At 62.7% G+C, this 16815-nt stretch carries 18 protein-coding genes; 13 read left to right on the plus strand and 5 right to left on the minus strand.

Features of this window, described 5'->3' with window-relative positions:
* Positions 1 to 17: 17 nt before the first annotated feature.
* Entirely contained in the window at positions 18 to 389 is a 372-nt protein-coding gene (locus tag KJP30_RS16020) for a winged helix-turn-helix transcriptional regulator (RefSeq protein ID WP_218450347.1), read from the minus strand.
* Between the two features lie 110 nt (positions 390 to 499).
* Positions 500 to 1078, minus strand: coding sequence for an HdeD family acid-resistance protein (locus KJP30_RS16025; RefSeq protein ID WP_218450348.1), 579 nt, complete (start codon positions 1076 to 1078; stop codon positions 500 to 502).
* Positions 1079 to 1303: 225 nt separating this feature from the next.
* Here KJP30_RS16025 and KJP30_RS16030 point away from each other — a divergent pair, with 225 nt between their 5' ends.
* The 12 genes from KJP30_RS16030 (at position 1304) to KJP30_RS16085 (ending at position 13603) form a co-directional block, all read left to right on the plus strand.
* Entirely contained in the window at positions 1304 to 2338 is a 1035-nt protein-coding gene (locus tag KJP30_RS16030; protein ID WP_218450349.1) for a GlxA family transcriptional regulator, read from the plus strand.
* 103 nt (positions 2339 to 2441) lie between these two features.
* On the plus strand, positions 2442 to 3581 hold the full coding sequence (locus KJP30_RS16035) for an aromatic ring-hydroxylating oxygenase subunit alpha (RefSeq protein WP_218450350.1): 1140 nt from the start codon (positions 2442 to 2444) through the stop codon (positions 3579 to 3581).
* Positions 3582 to 3672: 91 nt separating this feature from the next.
* Positions 3673 to 5220 (plus strand): choline-sulfatase, encoded by a 1548-nt coding sequence (gene betC, locus KJP30_RS16040; protein ID WP_218450351.1) that lies wholly within the window; start codon positions 3673 to 3675, stop codon positions 5218 to 5220.
* Positions 5213 to 6004, plus strand: a complete 792-nt coding sequence (locus KJP30_RS16045; protein ID WP_246594585.1) for an SDR family NAD(P)-dependent oxidoreductase — start codon at positions 5213 to 5215, stop codon at positions 6002 to 6004. Before betC ends, KJP30_RS16045 begins: the two co-directional genes overlap by 8 nt.
* The gene (locus tag KJP30_RS16050) at positions 6001 to 6171 is read left to right on the plus strand and encodes a hypothetical protein (protein WP_218450353.1); all 171 of its coding nucleotides are present in this window, start codon (positions 6001 to 6003) and stop codon (positions 6169 to 6171) included. The genes KJP30_RS16045 and KJP30_RS16050 overlap by 4 nt, the downstream gene beginning before the upstream one ends.
* Positions 6168 to 7097, plus strand: a complete 930-nt coding sequence (kce, locus tag KJP30_RS16055; RefSeq protein WP_218450354.1) for a 3,5-dioxohexanoate:acetyl-CoA acetone transferase — start codon at positions 6168 to 6170, stop codon at positions 7095 to 7097. The genes KJP30_RS16050 and kce overlap by 4 nt, the downstream gene beginning before the upstream one ends.
* 13 nt (positions 7098 to 7110) lie before the next feature.
* Positions 7111 to 8532 carry an aminobutyraldehyde dehydrogenase gene (locus KJP30_RS16060; RefSeq protein ID WP_218450355.1) on the plus strand — a complete coding sequence of 474 codons (1422 nt, stop codon included), beginning with the start codon at positions 7111 to 7113 and terminating at the stop codon, positions 8530 to 8532.
* A complete protein-coding gene (locus KJP30_RS16065) occupies positions 8525 to 9271 on the plus strand; it encodes an SDR family NAD(P)-dependent oxidoreductase (RefSeq protein ID WP_218450356.1) in 747 nt (248 codons plus the stop codon). The genes KJP30_RS16060 and KJP30_RS16065 overlap by 8 nt, the downstream gene beginning before the upstream one ends.
* Positions 9271 to 10197, plus strand: a complete 927-nt coding sequence (locus KJP30_RS16070) for a 3-hydroxyacyl-CoA dehydrogenase NAD-binding domain-containing protein (protein WP_218450357.1) — start codon at positions 9271 to 9273, stop codon at positions 10195 to 10197. Before KJP30_RS16065 ends, KJP30_RS16070 begins: the two co-directional genes overlap by 1 nt.
* Before the next feature lie 252 nt (positions 10198 to 10449).
* Positions 10450 to 11418, plus strand: a complete 969-nt coding sequence (locus KJP30_RS16075) for an ABC transporter substrate-binding protein (RefSeq protein ID WP_218450358.1) — start codon at positions 10450 to 10452, stop codon at positions 11416 to 11418.
* Positions 11419 to 11481: 63 nt separating this feature from the next.
* Positions 11482 to 12516 (plus strand): ABC transporter permease, encoded by a 1035-nt coding sequence (locus KJP30_RS16080; protein WP_218450359.1) that lies wholly within the window; start codon positions 11482 to 11484, stop codon positions 12514 to 12516.
* Positions 12517 to 12523: 7 nt separating this feature from the next.
* Entirely contained in the window at positions 12524 to 13603 is a 1080-nt protein-coding gene (locus KJP30_RS16085; protein WP_218450360.1) for a quaternary amine ABC transporter ATP-binding protein, read from the plus strand.
* Positions 13604 to 13624: 21 nt separating this feature from the next.
* Here KJP30_RS16085 and KJP30_RS16090 read toward each other — a convergent pair whose 3' ends face one another.
* Genes KJP30_RS16090 through KJP30_RS16100 form a run of 3 tightly spaced genes read right to left on the minus strand, consistent with a single transcriptional unit; the run spans position 13625 to position 15819 of the window.
* A complete protein-coding gene (locus tag KJP30_RS16090; protein ID WP_218450361.1) occupies positions 13625 to 14443 on the minus strand; it encodes a type 1 glutamine amidotransferase domain-containing protein in 819 nt (272 codons plus the stop codon).
* Positions 14444 to 14472: 29 nt separating this feature from the next.
* A complete protein-coding gene (locus KJP30_RS16095; RefSeq protein WP_218450362.1) occupies positions 14473 to 15183 on the minus strand; it encodes an SDR family oxidoreductase in 711 nt (236 codons plus the stop codon).
* Between the two features lie 3 nt (positions 15184 to 15186).
* A complete protein-coding gene (locus KJP30_RS16100) occupies positions 15187 to 15819 on the minus strand; it encodes an NADPH-dependent F420 reductase (RefSeq protein WP_218450363.1) in 633 nt (210 codons plus the stop codon).
* Between the two features lie 74 nt (positions 15820 to 15893).
* On the opposite strand from KJP30_RS16100, the gene KJP30_RS16105 reads away from it, so the two are divergent.
* Positions 15894 to 16811, plus strand: a complete 918-nt coding sequence (locus KJP30_RS16105) for a LysR family transcriptional regulator (RefSeq protein WP_218450364.1) — start codon at positions 15894 to 15896, stop codon at positions 16809 to 16811.
* Positions 16812 to 16815 lie beyond the last annotated feature (4 nt).

Raw genomic sequence — 16815 nt, forward strand, 5'->3', positions numbered from 1 at the left:
ACCCCCTTCGCGGGGGATCAGACTTTGGCCAGCCGTTCGGGCAGGCTTTCGCTCCATTTCCGCAGTTCGTCGAGAAACCCCAGAGCGGTGCGGCCAAACTCCGTTATCTCATATTGAACTGAAACAGGGGCGGTATCCATGACCTGACGGGTCACAAGGCCCTGCGCCTCAAGTTGGCGCAGGCGTTCGGTGATCATCTTCTTGGACGCGCCGCCGATCATGCGCGACAGATCGTTGAAACGCACAGGCCCGTCCTTGAGGTGCCAGAGGATCGAACCGGTCCATTTGCCGCCAATGATCCGCATGCCGCGTTCAATGGCGCAAGGTTCAAGACAGGCGTCGTGAACATGACGGCGGCCTTGGTCATCATCCACTACTCTTGCTTCCATAACATGCCTCCCGGTTACTCTGCACACTGCCGGGCACTGTCTGCCCAAACGGCTCACCGATCAAGCGGTGAGGCATCAAACTTGGTCGGCGCCGCCACGCCGCGGGTCTGTCACGCCATGGGTTCCAGACGTCGGGCAAGGACGATCAGCGCGATCCCGGTCGACAGGAAATTGACACCGACCAGCAGGCCCAGCAGCACCGGCGAGGCCTCGGCCACGCCGGCGATCACCAAGAACCCGACGGCAGTGGCAAAGATCGCCGACAGCATCATCCAACCCCAGCCGTTGGCTGGCCGCAGGGCCAGTGCAAGCGTCGCTTCGAACGCGCCGTGCAGCAGGAAAAGCACCGCGATCAACAGTGTCAGCACCACGGCGGCACCAGCCGGATCGAACAAGAGAAATGCGCCGGCGGCGATGGACAACAGGCCCCAGACCGCGCTGCCGAAAAACGATCCGGTGCCCTGCATCGAAAAGGATCCCAGCAGGGTGACGATCCCGGCAAATAGCAACATGGCGCCGATCCAGAATTCCACCGCCAAGGTGCTGACCATGGGAAACAGCACCGCAAGCAGCCCGGCCACCGCCATGAGGATACCTGTCCACATCAGGATCTTGCGTCCGCGCCGCAGTGCCTTAACCATCTGGCTGCCTGTGGATTCGGAAAACTGGTACTGGGGGTCACTGGGCATTTCGGCAGGCTCCAATTGTGGCGGCTTGCGCCTTTTCTCTGAACCTAGGCACCTGAACAGTCGAGTTCAATTCCGCGTGCGGGCAAGGAGCGCGTTATCCGCCCACGTCGCCGGCATTCTTCAGCGTACGGCGGGGGCGGGACGCGGTGTGAAGGGCGGGCAATCGGCCCTTGGACGCACACAGAGGCGCTTGACGGGCTTTGTCGCGCAGCAACAAGGTAGGTCATGGCACCTTCAGAACCCGATGCGCTTTCGCTGCTGGTCCTTGTGACACCGCATTTCAACATGGCGGCCACCGTCGGGTTCATCGACCCGTTTCGCGCGGCGAATTACCTTGAAGGGCGGAGCCGGTTTCGCTGGCAGATTGCCTCGCTCAGAGGTGGGGCCTGCATTGCCAGTAACGGTATGACCATCGACACGCTGCCCTTGGCCGAGGTGCAGCAGGGCAACCGCGATTTCGTGATCGTTTCGTCCAGTTGGACACCCGAGGCCTACAAGTCCAGCCCTCTGCACACCTCTCTGTGGCGATGGGCCGGGCAGGGGGCAACGATGGGCGGGCTGGATACCGGTGCCTTTATTCTGGCCGAGGCGGGTTTGCTCAAGAACCGCCGGGCGACAGTGCATTACGAACATATCGACGCCATGCAGGAACTGTACCCCAATGTCACGGTCAGCGAGGAACTGTTCGTTTTTGACGGCACGCGGATCACCTGTTGCGGGGGCGCGGCCTCGGTGGATTTTGCGCTGCATATCATCAAGGGCACGCACGGCGATGCGCTGGCCAATGCCGCCGCGCGCTATGTCTTTCACCAGAACGTGCGCCCGCAGGGAGCCATGCAAAGCCCGGGTCTGGCCGAACCCATGGGGCAACTGGCCCCCAGCGCGGTCAAACGGGCGATCCGTCTGATGGAAGAGAACCTCGAAGCGCCACTGAGCATTCCCGAAATCTGCGAGTCGATCCGTCTGTCGCAGCGACAGCTGAACCGGCTCTTTGCGCGCTACGTCAAGAAAACGCCCACCCTGTATTACCGCGACATCCGGCTGGACCGGGCGCGCGGGCTTGTGACGCAGACGGAAATGCCGCTGGTCGAGGTGGCGGTCGCCTCTGGTTTTTCAAGTCAGGTGCATTTCAGCCGCGCGTATCGCGAACGCTTTGGTCTGTCGCCGCGCAGCGACCGGATCGAGGGGCGCGTGCCCTTCGAATTCCGCGCCTGGCCGATGCATCGCACCAAGAAAGACGCGCAGGCGCGGCCAGAATAGTCAAGTTGACGGCCAACTGCGCACATTGTGCGGCCGGGAATCTCGCAATTCTGTTCCCAAGCCGAGCTTTTCGGCCATGTTGGAATCTGACGCGAGGCTCTCCATGACCGAACATCCCACCGCCCAGCAGTTCGACGATATTTCAAAGGGTTATCACAAGGATCCCTCTAGCTCGCTGTCGCTGCGGGCCGAGGCCTATACCGACCAGTTGTGGCATGATGTCGATGTCAAAGAGATCATCGGCAAGACGTGGCAATGGGTTTGCCACGTCGAAAAGCTGCGAACGCCGGGCAGCTATGTGACCATCGACGTTGCCGGTCAGCCGATTGCCGTGGTGCGCGACCGTGACGGAGTATTGCGCGCCTTTTACAACGTCTGCAAACACCGCGCGCACGAGCTTTTGTCAGGCGAGGGGGAAACCTCGCGGATCATGTGCCCCTACCACGCATGGGTTTACAAGCTGGATGGTCAGCTGATCCGCGCGCCGCATACCGAAACGCTAAGCAATTTTGAAACAAAGGAAATTTGCCTCGACACGGTGCAGGTCGAAGAATTCTGCGGCTTTATCTACGTTAATCTCGATCCCGCCGCGGCCTCGCTGGCCGAGCTGTCGGGCGATCTGGCGACCGAGATCAAGCATTGGGCGCCGGATATCGAGGATCTGACCTTTGCCCACCGGTTGACCTATGACATCAAGTCCAACTGGAAGAACGTGGTCGACAATTTCCTTGAATGTTACCACTGCCCGACCGCGCACAAGGATTTTTGCGAACTGGTCGACATGGACACCTACAAGGTGACCACGCATGGCATCTATTCCAGCCACATGGCGGACGCGGGCAATACCGCAAACAGCGCCTATGACGTGAGCAACGCCACGGTGCGCACGCATGCTGTCTGGTGGCTGTGGCCCAACACCTGCATCATGCGGTATCCGGGGCGGTCCTCGATGATCATCCTGAACATCATCCCTGCCGGACCGGACCGCACGCTGGAAACCTATGACTTCTTCCTCGAGGAAAAGACCCCGAACGAGGCAGAATTGGAAACCATCCGCTATCTCGACGAGGTCTTGCAGGTCGAGGACATCAACCTTGTCGAAAGCGTTCAGCGGGGCATGAACACGCCCGCCTTTGCGCAGGGACGGATTGTCAACGATCCCGACGGGTCGGGCAAGTCGGAACATGCCGTGCATCATTTCCACGGCCTTGTGCTGGACGCCTATCGGCGTGCCGCCGGATGAGCCTGCCCCGCAAGCCGATGAAGTTCGAACCGCCCGGCCCCTGACCGGCGCGCAGAAACACTCTTCATCGGTTAACAGGGACATCAGGAAAATGCCGAGGAAACTCAATATCGTGGTCGTCATGGCCGACCAACTGGCGCCGCAGTTCTGCGGTGCCTACGGCCACCCGGTTGCACGCACGCCGCATATGGATGCGCTGGCGGCGCGGGGGATGCGCTTTGACGCGGCCTATTGCAACTCGCCGCTTTGCGCGCCATCGCGCTTTGCCTTCATGTCGGGGCAGTTGATCAGCCGGATCGCCGCCTATGACAACGCCTCTGAATTTCGCGCCAGCGTGCCGACCTTTGCGCATTACCTTCAGGCGCTGGGCTATCGCACCTGCCTGTCGGGCAAGATGCATTTTGTCGGACCGGATCAGAAACACGGCTTTCAGGATCGCGTGACCACCGACATCTACCCGGCGGATTTCGCATGGACCCCGGATTGGGAGGCGCATGACGAGCGGATCGACAAGTGGTATCACAACATGCAAACGGTCAAGGAAAGCGGCATGGCCGTTGCCACCTTTCAGACCGACTACGATGACGAGGTCAGTTTTGCCGCCCGCCGCTGGCTGATCGACCGCGGCCGGGACCGGGCGCAGGGCAGCAAGGCGCCTTTCTGCATGGTGGCCAGCTTTATTCACCCGCATGATCCCTATGTGGCACAGCCGGAATGGTGGAACCTCTATTCCGACGACGAGATCGACATGCCAGAGTTCGTGCTGGCACCAGAGCAGCAGGATCCGTTTTCGCGCCGCGTGATGGACGGGATCGAGGCCAGCCATGTCCCCCTGACCGAGGCCGAGGTCCGCCGCGCGCGCCGCGCCTACCTGGCGAATGTCAGTTATTTCGACAGCAAGCTGGGCGAAATCGTCAAGGCGCTGACGGACATCGGCGAACTGGACAATACCATCGTCATCGTCACCGCCGATCACGGCGACATGCTGGGCGAGCGTGGCCTGTGGTACAAGATGAACTTCTTTGAACACTCCGCCCGCGTTCCTCTGATCATGGCGGGGCCGGGGGTGGCGGAGGGCCGGGTTTCGAATGCCTGTTCCCTGATCGACCTGCTGCCGACCTTTGTCGATATCGCTGGCGGGGACGAAAGCGTCTTGGGCGAACCGATCGACGGACGTTCACTGATGCCCTTGGTACGCGGCGAAAAGACGGACCGGGACGAGGCAATCGGGGAATACTGCGCCGAGATGACTCCCTATCCGGTGTTCATGATCCGGCGCGGGCCGCTGAAATACATTCACTGTGATCCAGACCCGCCGCAGCTCTACGATCTTGCGGCGGATCCTTTGGAACGGCGCAACCTGGCTACGGATCCCGCCTATGCGGAGGCGGCGCGGGAATTTGCGGCAGAGGTTGCCCGGCGCTGGGACAGCGAAAAGCTGCGCGCCGATGTCATCAAGACGCAGAAATCACGCCGCGCGCTGCATGTGGCGATGGCCGCCGGATCCGGAGAGCACTGGGATTACAACCCGCCTTCGGACGCCAGCCAGCAATATGTCCGCAATCACATGGACTGGACCGAGGCCGCTGGCCGCTATCGGTTCCCGCCCGCGACAGAGGTTCACCAAGATGATGCTTGAAGGAAAGATTGCCCTTGTCACCGGCGGGCGCGGCGGGATCGGCCGCGCCATCGTCGCGCGCTTTCTGCGCGAAGGTGCAACGGTCTATGCCGCCGATCTGACACCGCAGGGATCGCTGGCGGAACATGACGACGATGGCAGCCTGTTCGTGGCGATGAATGTCGCCGACGAAGCGGCGGTGACGGCGGCCATGGCACAGGTGCAGGCCGATCACGGTCGGCTGGACATTCTGGTGAACGCCGCCGGGATCGAGATTGAAAAGACAATCGAGGACACCTCGCTGGAGGAATGGAACCGCAGTTTCGCGGTCAATGTCACCGGCACATTCCTGACGTCGAAACACGCTTTGCCGTTGATGCGGGCGGCGGCGGCGCATGGCAGTTCTGCCAGCATCATCAATTTTGGCAGCTATGACGGGTTCATCGCGGACCCCGGTCTTGCCGCCTATTGCGCCACCAAGGGCGCGGTTCACGCGCTGACCCGCGCCATGGCCTGCGACCACGGCCCCGAGGGCATTCGCGTCAACGCCATTTGCCCCGGCTATATCGACACGCCGATGTTGCAGAGCTTTTTCACCGGCGACGGGTCGGGCGCTGGCGGCAAATCCATCGACCAGTTGCAACAGGCGGTGCGCGACGTGCACCCGATGCGGACTTACGGCACGCCCGAGGACATTGCGAACCTCGTCAACTGGCTGGCCTCGGACGAGGCGCGGTATGCCAGCGGTCAACTTTGGGTGCTGGATGGCGGGCTGTCGGCCCAGGTCCAGCAAATGAAGCTGTGAAGCTGGCCAAAGACAGGCAGGCCGCGCAGGATGCGCCACCGCCCACGCCACAGTTCGCTTTTGGTGAAATGGCATGGCGCGCGCCGGTCTGGATCCCGCCGGACCGTGGCGCGCATCTGCGTGTCGTGGCGCAAACCGCTTCATTGGCAGAGGACCCCGCAGAATGAGCAAATCCGTCATCATCACCTGCGCGCCCACCGGCGGCATCCATACGCCCACCATGTCCGAGCATCTGCCGATCACCCCGACAGAGATCGCGCAGGCCAGCATCGAGGCGGCCGAGGCCGGGGCATCCATCATCCATCTGCATGCGCGGGATCCCGAAACCGGCAAGCCCGATCCCGATCCGGACCTGTTCATGGACTTCCTGCCGCGCATCAAACAGGCGACGGATGCGGTCATGAATGTCTCGACCGGTGGTGGTTTGGGCATGTCGCGTGAGGAACGCCTGCGCGCTGCCACGCGCGCCAGCCCGGAAATGGCCAGCATGAACATCGGGTCGATGAATTTTGGCATCTTCCCGATGAAGGACAAGTATTCGAACTGGAAACACGACTGGGAACCCGAGTTCCTCGACATGACCCGCGATTTCATTTTCCGCAATACCTTCGCGGATATCGAATATTGCCTCAAGGAACTGGGGCAGGGTCACGGCACGCGGTTCGAGTTTGAATGCTACGACCTTGGCCACCTGTATAACCTTGCATGGATCCGCGATCAGGGCTGGATCGAGGGGCCGATCTTTGTGCAGATGGTCTTTGGCATTCTTGGCGGCGTCGGGGCCGATCTGGACAACCTGATGCATATGCACACCATCGCCAACAAGCTGTTCGGCAACGATTATGAATGGTCGGTGCTGGCGGCGGGACGGCACCAGATGCCCTTTACCACGCAAAGCGCGCTGCTGGGCGGCAACGTGCGCGTCGGCATGGAAGACAGCCTGTATATCGGGCCGGGCGAAAAGGCGGTGTCCAGCGCCCAGCAGGTGCACAAGATTCGCGCCATCATCGAAAATCTCGGCTTGACGGTCGCCACCCCGGCAGAGGCGCGCGCGCGACTGGGCCTGAAGGGCGGCGATCAGGTCGCCTTTTGAAGGGGAGGGGAACATGCAGACGAAACTGCTGATCAACGGCGAACTGGTGGCAGGCGAAGGCGAGGCGCTGTCGGTGATCGACCCGGCCACCGGGGCCGAGGTGGCGCAGGTGGCCGAAGCCAGCGCCGAACAGGTCGAGGCCGCTGTGCGCGGCTCCGAAGAGGCGTTTGCCATGACCTCGCGCAGCACCCCGGCAGAACGGTCTGCTCTGTTGTTGCAGATCGCAGACGTGCTGGAGGCGCATCAGGACGAACTGGCCGAACTGGAAAGCCTTGACGTGGGCAAGCCGTGGCCCTCGGCCCGTGATGACGAGATGCCGCTGACCATCGACACCTTCCGGTTCTTTGCCGGGGCGGCGCGCACCATGACCGGTTCGGCGGCGGGGGAATACGTGGCGGGCCATACCAGCATGATCCGCCGCGATCCGGTGGGGCCGGTGGCGGCCATTGCGCCTTGGAACTATCCGCTGATGATGGCGGCTTGGAAACTGGCCGCGCCAATTGCGGCGGGCTGTACCGTGGTCCTCAAACCTTCCGAGATCACCCCGCTGTCCACTCTGCGCGCGGCGGAGTTGTTGAACGAGGTGTTGCCCAAAGGCGTGCTGAACGTGATCCACGGGCGCGGGCCAACCATTGGCGACAGGCTGATCAACAGCCCTCAGATGGAGGCGATCACCGTCACCGGATCACCCGCCACCGGCATGGCCGCGATGCGCGCCGCCGGGCAGCAGATCCGCCATGTGCACCTTGAACTGGGCGGCAAGGCGCCGGTCATCGTCTTTGACGATGCCGACATCGACGCCGTGGCCGAGACTATTCGCTATGGCAGTTTCTTCAACGCCGGGCAGGACTGCGCCCAACCTTGTCGCGTGATGGTGCAGGACGGCGTCTATGACCGGTTGGTAGCAGCGGTCGAGGCGCAGGTGAAAGAGATCCGCATCGGCGCGCAGAAAGCCGAGGGAACAGAGATGGGGCCGATCGTTTCCGAACCACAGCGCAGCCGTGTGGCGGATTTCGTCGACCGCGCCCGCGCCACCTGCGAAGTGGTCACCGGCGGGGCGCAAGGCGATGGGCCGGGCTATTTCTACCGGCCCACGGTGCTGGCCAATGTGGACAATGATGCCGAAATCGCCACGCGAGAGGTGTTTGGCCCGGTTGTTACCCTGTCGCGGTTCAGCGATGCGGATGAGGCGGTCAGCGTAGCGAACACCGGACGCTATGGGCTTGCCTCCTCGGTCTGGACAGCGAATGTTGGCCGCGCGATGGATGTGACCTCGCGCCTGCGCTACGGGTTCACATGGGTGAACACCCACGGCGTCGGTACGCCGGAAATGCCTTGGGCCGCGATGAAAGGGTCGGGCACCGGGTGCGACATGAGCGTCTATGCGCTGGACGCCTATACCTCGATCCGGCACGTGATGGTGGCCCATGGCTGATGCGGCAATCGTGACCGGCGGCAGCCGGGGTATCGGCCGGGCCATCGTGGATCGGCTGTTGGCGGATGGCTATGAGGTTGTGACCTGCGGACGCGGCGCGCGTCCTGCGGATCTGCCCGAGCGGGTACTATGGGTGACGGCCGATGTGTCCCGAACCGTCGAGGCAGAGGCGCTGGTCCAGGCCGCGAGCACCGCGTATGGCCCCGTGCGTTTGTTGGTCAACAACGCAGGCGTGCAGGTCGAAAAGACCGTGGCCGACAGCGACGATGCCGACTGGGATCTGGTGATGAACGTCAACTGCAAGGGTGTCTTCAACATGTGCCGCGCCGTCCTGCCCGGAATGGGCGACAGCGGTGGCAGCATCGTCAATATCGGCTCGATTTCCGGCATGGTCGCGGACCCGTCCATGGCGCTTTACAATGCGTCCAAGGCGTTTGTGCACGGGCTGACCCGCTCGATTGCCGTCGACCACGGGCCCAAGGTCCGCTGTAACGCGATCCGGCCGGGATGGATCATGACGGAAATGGCCGAGGACGGCTTTGCGCTGGCCCGCGATCCTGAAAAGGCCATGGCCGACGCGCTGGCCCGTCACCCGGTGGGACGGTTTGGCGAACCAAGGGATATTGCCAACATGGTCTCTTGGCTGGCGTCCGAGCAGGCGGCATACGTAAGCGGAGAGTGTTTCACGGTCGATGGCGGCATGACGGCTGCCTCGCCCCTCAATCCGGGATTGTTCTGATGGATTTTGTACAAACCGCCTGCCTTGGGGGCGGCGTCATCGGTGCCAGCTGGGCGGCGCTGTTCCTTGCCTCCGGTCGTTCGGTCGCGCTGTATGATCCGGCACCTGACGTGGAACGGCAGGTCCGTGACTATATCGAAACGGCCTGGCCGACGATGACCGAACTGGGGCTGACGACCAATGGCACGCCGGATGCGATCCGCTTTTGCGCGACGGCGGCAGAGGCGGTCGCGGGGGCGGATTTCGTACAGGAAAACGTGCCCGAACGCCTGCCGATCAAACACGCCACCTTTGCCGAGATCGAACCGGTGCTGAAGCCAGAGGCCATCGTCGCCAGTTCGGCCTCGGGGCTGATGCTCAGCCAGATGCAAGGCGGGTGGGAAGACCCGTCGCGCTTTGTCCTTGGACATCCGTTCAACCCGCCGCACCTGATCCCGCTGGTCGAAATCCTTGGCAATGACCGCACCGATCCCGCGGCGGTAGAGGCGGCGGACCGTTTCTATACGGCCGTTGGCAAGGTCACCATCCGGTTGAACAAGGAAAAGAACGGCCATGTGGCCAACCGTCTGCAAGCGGCGATCTGGCGCGAGGCGATCAGCCTTGTGGTCGAAGGGGTGGCCAGCGTCGAGGACGTGGATAAGGCGGTTTGGGCGGGGCCGGGCCTGCGATGGGCCGCGATGGGGCCAACCATGCTGTTCAACCTCGGCGCGGGCGAGGGCGGCCTGCAATCCTTCTGCGATCATTTTTCCGATACATTCAACGGCTGGTGGGAAGATCTGGGCCAGGTCCGGCTGAACGACGAGATTGCCCAAACCCTGATTCAGGGTGTCCGGGACGAGGCACAGGGGCAAACCCCGGCTCAGCTTTCGGCACAGCGCGACGCGCTGATCACCGCCATGTTGCGCGCCACGAACCGGCTGCGCTGACCTGATCCTTCACCGCTGCTGCCGCTTTGGCACAGTTGGTGTCCCCACCCCCGGTGCCCTTTGGGCGCCGGGGGTTTTTGCTTGACCAAAGCCGGGGAATTTTCTGCGCAATCCGGCCATTCAGGTTCAAACGGTGGCCAAATCTGACCGCATCGCATCCAGATCCGGGCAATCCTTCACGACATTCCAGCTCGGACAGGGGCGCGAATCCCCGATGGTCGGAGCAAAAAAAACCGTGACAGGGAGACCGAAATGACCATCAAGACCATGCTTTCCGCAGCCGCGATCTGTGCCGGGCTGGGATCAAGCGCCGCTTGGGCGGATTGTGGCGAAGTGTCCATCACCGAGATGGACTGGGCGTCATCCGCCGTCGTGACCTCGGTCGCGAAATTCCTGCTGGAAAACGGCTATGGCTGCACCGTCAAGACCGTGCCTTCTTCGACGACGCCGGCCATGGCCTCGATCGCGGAAACCGGTGAGCCGGACATCCTGACCGAACTCTGGACCAATTCCTCGCCCGTATACGAAGAGTTGCGCGCGGCGGGAAAACTGGTGGAACTGGGGCATGTGCTGGCCGATGGCGGGGTCGAGGCATGGTGGATCCCGGCCTACCTTGCCGAGGCGCACCCTGAACTTCGGACGCTGGAGGGCATTCTGGCCAATCCGCAACTGGTTGGTGGCCGGTTCCATGATTGCCCGGCGGGCTGGGCCTGTGACGTGGTCAACCTGAACAACGCCAAGGCAGTCGACATGCCGGGCCACGGGATCGAGCGGTTCCAGCATGGTTCGGGCGAAACCTTGGCCACGGCCATTGCCGCCGCCTATGCGGCCAAGGAACCGTGGTTTGGCTATTATTGGGCGCCGACCTCTGTTCTGGGCAAATACCCGATGGTGCAGGTGGAAACCGCGCCCTTCGATCAGGATGCGCATACCTGCAACGCCGATCCCGATTGCACCGCGCCCAAGTTGTCGGCCTATCCGACGGCCAAGGTGGTGACCGCTGTCGCCCCCGATCTGCTGGAGCGCGAACCCGAGGTCGTCGAGTTTCTCAAGCTGATGTCCTTTACCAACGAACAGATGGGCGCGGTTCTGGCATGGCAGGACGACAACAGCGCCTCTTACGAAGAGGCGGCGGTCTATTTCCTGACCACCTATCAGGACACCTGGGCGAACTGGCTGAACGACGAGGCACGGTCGCGCCTCAGCGCGCTGTTGCAGTAATCTCACTCCCCCCTGCCTCGCCGCCTTGGGCGGCGGGGCCTTTTCAGACCAACGGAGGGCGGCATGGCGTTCTATGATGGTGTCTTTGACAAGTTGGGACTGCGCGATTGGTGCGATCAAAGCGCAGAGGACGGGCCGATGTCGATGGCCCAGTTGCTGGGAAAGGTCGGCGGCGAAAAGGCCGATCCGAATGCCGAAGTCTTTCCCTTTCCATCGCTTGACGAACTGCACGAAAGCTGTGCCCAGATTACCCAGACGCGGGACATGACCTCGGCGCTGGAAGACACCTTTCTGTCGATGCGGGCCGGGTTGAAATCGGTGCTGGACCCGATCACGCAGCCGCTCAGCTGGGCGCTGGACGGGATGTTGTATGTCTTTACCGCGATGCCGTGGTGGATCCTTGTGCCGCTGCTGGTTGCGCTGGTCTGGCTTGTTTCGCGTTCGGTTGCCGTGACGGTCTTTGTCGCGGCGACCTTTCTGTTTCTCGGCGTGATCGACCATCTGGATGTCGCGCTGCAAACGCTGTCGATCATTTTTGTCTGTACCGGGCTTTGTGTGGTGATCGGCGTTCCCATCGGCATCCTGATGTCGAAATCCAACCTGATGCAGCGATTGATCATCCCGGTGCTGGACCTGTTGCAAACCCTGCCCAGCTTTGTCTACCTGATTCCGCTGATATTCCTGTTTTCCGTCACGGAATCAAAGCTTTACGGCATTGCGATCATTCTCTACGCCATCGTTCCGGTGATCCGGCTGACCGATCTGGGCATCCGGCTGGTCGACAAGGATGTGATCGAGGCGGCGGATGCCTTCGGGATGAGCCGGTCACAAAAGTTGTTGGGGGTCGAACTGCCGCTGGCGTTGCCCAATATCATGGCGGGCGTGAACCAGACCATCATGATGAGCCTTGCCATGGTCGTCATTGCCTCGCTGGTGTCGGCGCCGGGTCTGGGCGTTCTGGTGCTGCGCGGTATTCGCAATCTTGAACTGGGCGTCGGAATGATCGCCGGTCTGGGGATCGTGCTGCTGGCGGTTGTACTGGACCGGACCTCCAAGGCCGCATTGCAGCGGATCAATGTGACCCATGAAACCCATTGAGGTCGGAATGAGCGATACAGCCCCCAAGATCCGCCTGCGCGGTCTGTACAAGATCTTCGGCGCCCGCCCGGAGGAAATGATGCGCCATGTGCGCGAGGGCGTCGGCAAGGCCGAGTTGTTGGACCGCCACAAACACGTTCTTGGCCTTCAAGACATCAACGTGGACATGCAAAAGGGCGAAACCACCGTGGTCATGGGCCTGTCGGGGTCCGGCAAATCGACTCTGATCCGCCACCTGAACCGCTTGATCGAACCGACGGCGGGCGAAATCCTCGTGGATGGGCAGGACGTGACCAAGCTTTCGCAGGCCGGATTGCGGCAGTTGCGGCAACAGACCATGTCGATGGTGTTTCAGAAGTTTGCGCTGCTGCCGCACCGGACGGTCTTGCAGAATGCCGCCATGGCCTTGCAGGTGCAGGGTGTCGGCCTGCAAAAGCGCGAGGACGAGGCGCGCAAATGGTTGGCCCGCGTCGGGCTTGCCGGATATGAGGCACGTTTCCCTGCGCAACTGTCAGGCGGCATGCAGCAGCGGGTGGGTATTGCACGCGCGCTGACCTCGAATTCCGACATCATGCTGATGGACGAGGCGTTTTCGGCGCTGGATCCGCTGATCCGGACCGACATGCAGGATCTCTTGCTGGAGTTGCAGGAGGAACTGCACAAGACCATCATCTTCATCACGCATGATCTGGATGAGGCGCTGAAGCTGGCCGACCACCTTGTGATCCTCAAGGACGGGGCCGTGGTGCAGCAGGGCGAACCGCAAGGTATCCTGCTGAATCCGGCAGATCCCTACATCGAGGATTTCGTCAGCGATATCAATCGCGCGCGGGTGTTGCGGGTGCGGTCCGTCATGAAACCGATTGCGCCGGATGCCCGGTTCGAGGCGGACGTGGACGCAGAAGACAACCTTGAAAAGCTGATCGCCCTGTCGGGCGGAGACACGACCAGATTGTACCGCGTGATGCACAGGGGGCAGCCGGTGGGTGAACTGGACATGCGCGATCTGGTCAAGGCACTGGTGCCAAGGGTGTCTTCGGCGGCCATGGAAGAGGCCTGGCAGGAGCAAAAGGGGGGCGGCGGTTGATCCGCCGGCCCCCGGTCCGTGTCACGAGCCCAACTGGTCAAGGATCAACCGCGCGACCGAGCCGCCCGAGTTCTGTTGTTGCCCGGTGATCAGGTTGCCGTCGGCAATGGCATAGTTCGCCCACATACCGGCATCGGAGTACAGTGCGCCCCGGTCTCTCAGGGCCGGTTCAACCCACCAGTCGAACAGTTTTGCCCCCAGAACCTCATCCACATAGGCGTCTTCGGCGGCCGAGAACCCTGTTACGGATTTGCCCGCCACAAGATAGCTGCCATCGTCCAGTTGCACGTCTACCAGAGCCGAAACGCCATGACACAGGGCAGCCGTGGGTTTGCCAGCGTCGTGAAAGGCGCGGATCAATCGCTTGAGCGCGGCGTTGTCGCGGAAGGTAAACATCGGGGCCTGCCCGCCTGCCACGATGATCGCGGCGTGGTCGTTCGGGTCGATCCGGTCCAGCGGCGCGGTTGTTTCCAGCAAGGCGGCATGGCGGGGTGAAGTCAGAAAGCCCAGCGAAACGAAGTCATGTGCCGAATAGCCGGAGTCGTGACGCGGATCGGAGTAAGCATCCACAGTCACCTTGCCGCCTTGAAGGCTGGCGATGGTGATGCTGTGACCATGGGCCACCAGTTCCGCATAGGGGTGGGTCAGCTCTGCCGCCCAGAACCCCAGAGGAAAGCCCATCGTGGGATGCAGGATCTCGTTCGCGACGACGATCAGGATGTCGCCGGGCGTATCAGCCGACGCGGCGCGGGCACCCTTGGCTGCCGATAGTGTTAGCCCGCCCGAGGCAAGCGCCACGGCAGGGGCGGACTTGATAAAGTCTCTGCGTGAAATGGACATGTCAGTCTCCTTTGGGAAAGGCACGCGGATCAGCGCGCAAGATGGGCGCCGCCGTCGACATCAAGCGTTGCGCCAGTGAGGAAGGAATTGGCCATGACCATGACGATGGCCTCGGCAAGGTCTTGGGGGTGTCCGATGCGGCCCAGGGGCAGGTGCGCGGCGGTGGCCTTGAACATGCCTTCGCGGGCTTCGTCCGGCAGGCCTGCATAGGCTTCTGTCGCGGTCATCCCGGGCGAAACGGTGTTGATCCGCAGCGGCGCCAGTTCCACGGCCAGCACTTTGGACAGGGCTTCGAGCGCGCCGTTGACGGCAGCCAGCCCGGAGGTGCCCGGCATGGCCGCGCGCGCGGCGGCACCGGTGACAAGCGTGATCGACCCATTTTGCGACAGCTTGGGCGCCAGCGCGCGGATCAATCGCCAGTAGCCCCAGAACTTCGCCTCGAAGGCGGCGCGCAGCGCGTCTTCGCCGGTTTCTGCCAGTGGCCCCCACGCCACGTCGCTGGAGGCGGTCAGCACGAGGTGGTCCAGCGCCCCGATACCATCGGCAAGGTCCGCGACGGAGGCGGGTTTGGTAAAGTCCAGCACGGCCCCGGCGACGCCTTCGGGCAGGGCGGCAAGGCTCGCCGCGCTGCGCCCGGTGGCTGTGACTTGCGCGCCGGAGGCCTGCGCAGCCCTGACCGTGGCAAGGCCGATGCCCTTGGTTCCGCCGACAACAAGAATATTCGAGTTTTCAAGTGTCATGTCTCAGCCCTCCACGGCTGCAAAGGCCCAGTTGCGGCCCTTGCCGCGCTGCAGAGCCTGGTTGATCCAGAGCATTCCAAAAGGTTCCAGCAGGCGGGCCTTGGTCAGGTCGCCCGCGTCCAGCGGCGCGAAACCCAGATCATTCAGCACGGTTGCAACCTGCGCCTTGGCGCTGTCGTCGTCGCCCGCCATGAACATGACCGGACGCTGTGGCAGATCGGCGTTGTCGGCCATGATCTCTGCCCCGACCTGGTTCAGGGTCTTGACCACGCGCGTGCCGGCCAGCCAACCCTGCACCATTTCCCCGCCCGAGGTCGTATGACCCGCGAGCAGCCCAAGCGCGCCGTCGACCATGCCCAGCGGGTTCATGCAGTCGATGACAATCTTGTCCCCAAGGTCGCCCAATGACGAAACGGCCTTTTCCGCCGCGGCCCAAGGCAGCGCGAGGACGATGATATCGGCGGTTGCGGCGGCGTTGGCCGGGGTTGCAACCCGTGCCCCGGTCCGTTCCGCCAGCGCGAGGACCTTTTCGGATTGCGGGTCACGTGCGCCCAGAGTGACGGCATGGTCCGTGGCGGCAAGACCATGCGCGATGGCACTGCCCACGTTGCCTGTTCCGATGATGGCGATCTGCATTGGATATTTCCCTTGCTTCATTCGTTGCAGGGGAGATATTCGCGAAGTGATAGAAATGATAACGAATAAAGATCATGTCTGAATTAAGTAATTCTGAACTCAGGCGATTGGACCTGACCCTTCTTCTGGTGTTCCTTGGGTTGTTGCGTCACCGCAAGGCCGTGGACGTGGCGGCGGATCTGGGTCTGACCCAATCGGCGATCAGTCAGGCCCTGCGGCGTTTGCGTGACATCTTTGGCGACGAGTTGTTCCTGCGGCGACCGCACGGGATGGATCCCACGGCGACGGCGCTGGCACTGGAGGCTCCGGTGACGCAGGCCGTCGATGCCTTGCGCGGTGCCATGGGGGCGGCGCGGGTCTTTGACCCGGCACAGGCCAACGGCAAGCTGCGTATTGCCGCACTGGATGCCGAACAGGCGGTTCTGATACCGGCGCTGGCCGCCCGTTTGCGTCGCAGCGCGCCGGGCCTGACCCTGTCTGTCCTTCCGCTTGGGCGAGGCGATGCGGTCGAGGCCCTGTCGGACGGGCGTGCCGACCTTTCGCTGGGGTTTGTGTGGGACGTACCGGACTCTATTCGAGGGCAGGTCCTGTACGAAGAGTCCTTTCTGGTCGCAGGCCCGCGCCAATCGCTGCCGGATGCGCCGGCCATCGGTCTTGCCGAGTATTGCGCGGCGGATCACATTCTGATTTCGCCAGCGGGCGATCTGCGCGGTGTCGTCGACGACCGCCTGCAAGAAATCGGGCGCGAGCGGCGGGTCATTCTTGGGTTGCCTGCCTTTCTGCCGGGGCTTGCGGCGACGGCCTCGGCCGGGGCGCTGATCACGCTGCCCGCACGCGTGGCGCGGCAGTTCGCTGCCGGTTTTGGCCTTGTCACGGCCGAACCGCCGCTGGAAGTGCGCCGCTTTCCGGTGTCCGTCTTTTGGCATCGGCGCAATGATGCGGACCCAAGGACGCGATGGATCCGCCAGCAGGTGCAAGAGATCTGTAGCTGAGCGC

Origin of the sequence: Antarctobacter sediminis, from assembly GCF_019218285.1 — a bacterium.
GTDB lineage: Bacteria > Pseudomonadota > Alphaproteobacteria > Rhodobacterales > Rhodobacteraceae > Antarctobacter > Antarctobacter sediminis.

Coding starts and splice junctions, on each gene's coding strand:
- betC (WP_218450351.1), top strand. CDS start 3,673: ATGCCGAGGAAACTCAATATCGTGGTCGTCATGGCCGACCAACTGGCG.
- KJP30_RS16045 (WP_246594585.1), top strand. CDS start 5,213: ATGCTTGAAGGAAAGATTGCCCTTGTCACCGGCGGGCGCGGCGGGATC.
- KJP30_RS16025 (WP_218450348.1), bottom strand. CDS start 1,078: ATGCCCAGTGACCCCCAGTACCAGTTTTCCGAATCCACAGGCAGCCAG.
- KJP30_RS16060 (WP_218450355.1), top strand. CDS start 7,111: ATGCAGACGAAACTGCTGATCAACGGCGAACTGGTGGCAGGCGAAGGC.
- KJP30_RS16080 (WP_218450359.1), top strand. CDS start 11,482: ATGGCGTTCTATGATGGTGTCTTTGACAAGTTGGGACTGCGCGATTGG.
- KJP30_RS16095 (WP_218450362.1), bottom strand. CDS start 15,183: ATGACACTTGAAAACTCGAATATTCTTGTTGTCGGCGGAACCAAGGGC.
- KJP30_RS16065 (WP_218450356.1), top strand. CDS start 8,525: ATGGCTGATGCGGCAATCGTGACCGGCGGCAGCCGGGGTATCGGCCGG.
- KJP30_RS16070 (WP_218450357.1), top strand. CDS start 9,271: ATGGATTTTGTACAAACCGCCTGCCTTGGGGGCGGCGTCATCGGTGCC.
- KJP30_RS16085 (WP_218450360.1), top strand. CDS start 12,524: ATGAGCGATACAGCCCCCAAGATCCGCCTGCGCGGTCTGTACAAGATC.
- KJP30_RS16075 (WP_218450358.1), top strand. CDS start 10,450: ATGACCATCAAGACCATGCTTTCCGCAGCCGCGATCTGTGCCGGGCTG.
- KJP30_RS16035 (WP_218450350.1), top strand. CDS start 2,442: ATGACCGAACATCCCACCGCCCAGCAGTTCGACGATATTTCAAAGGGT.
- KJP30_RS16020 (WP_218450347.1), bottom strand. CDS start 389: ATGGAAGCAAGAGTAGTGGATGATGACCAAGGCCGCCGTCATGTTCAC.
- KJP30_RS16030 (WP_218450349.1), top strand. CDS start 1,304: ATGGCACCTTCAGAACCCGATGCGCTTTCGCTGCTGGTCCTTGTGACA.
- KJP30_RS16100 (WP_218450363.1), bottom strand. CDS start 15,819: ATGCAGATCGCCATCATCGGAACAGGCAACGTGGGCAGTGCCATCGCG.
- KJP30_RS16090 (WP_218450361.1), bottom strand. CDS start 14,443: ATGTCCATTTCACGCAGAGACTTTATCAAGTCCGCCCCTGCCGTGGCG.
- kce (WP_218450354.1), top strand. CDS start 6,168: ATGAGCAAATCCGTCATCATCACCTGCGCGCCCACCGGCGGCATCCAT.
- KJP30_RS16105 (WP_218450364.1), top strand. CDS start 15,894: ATGTCTGAATTAAGTAATTCTGAACTCAGGCGATTGGACCTGACCCTT.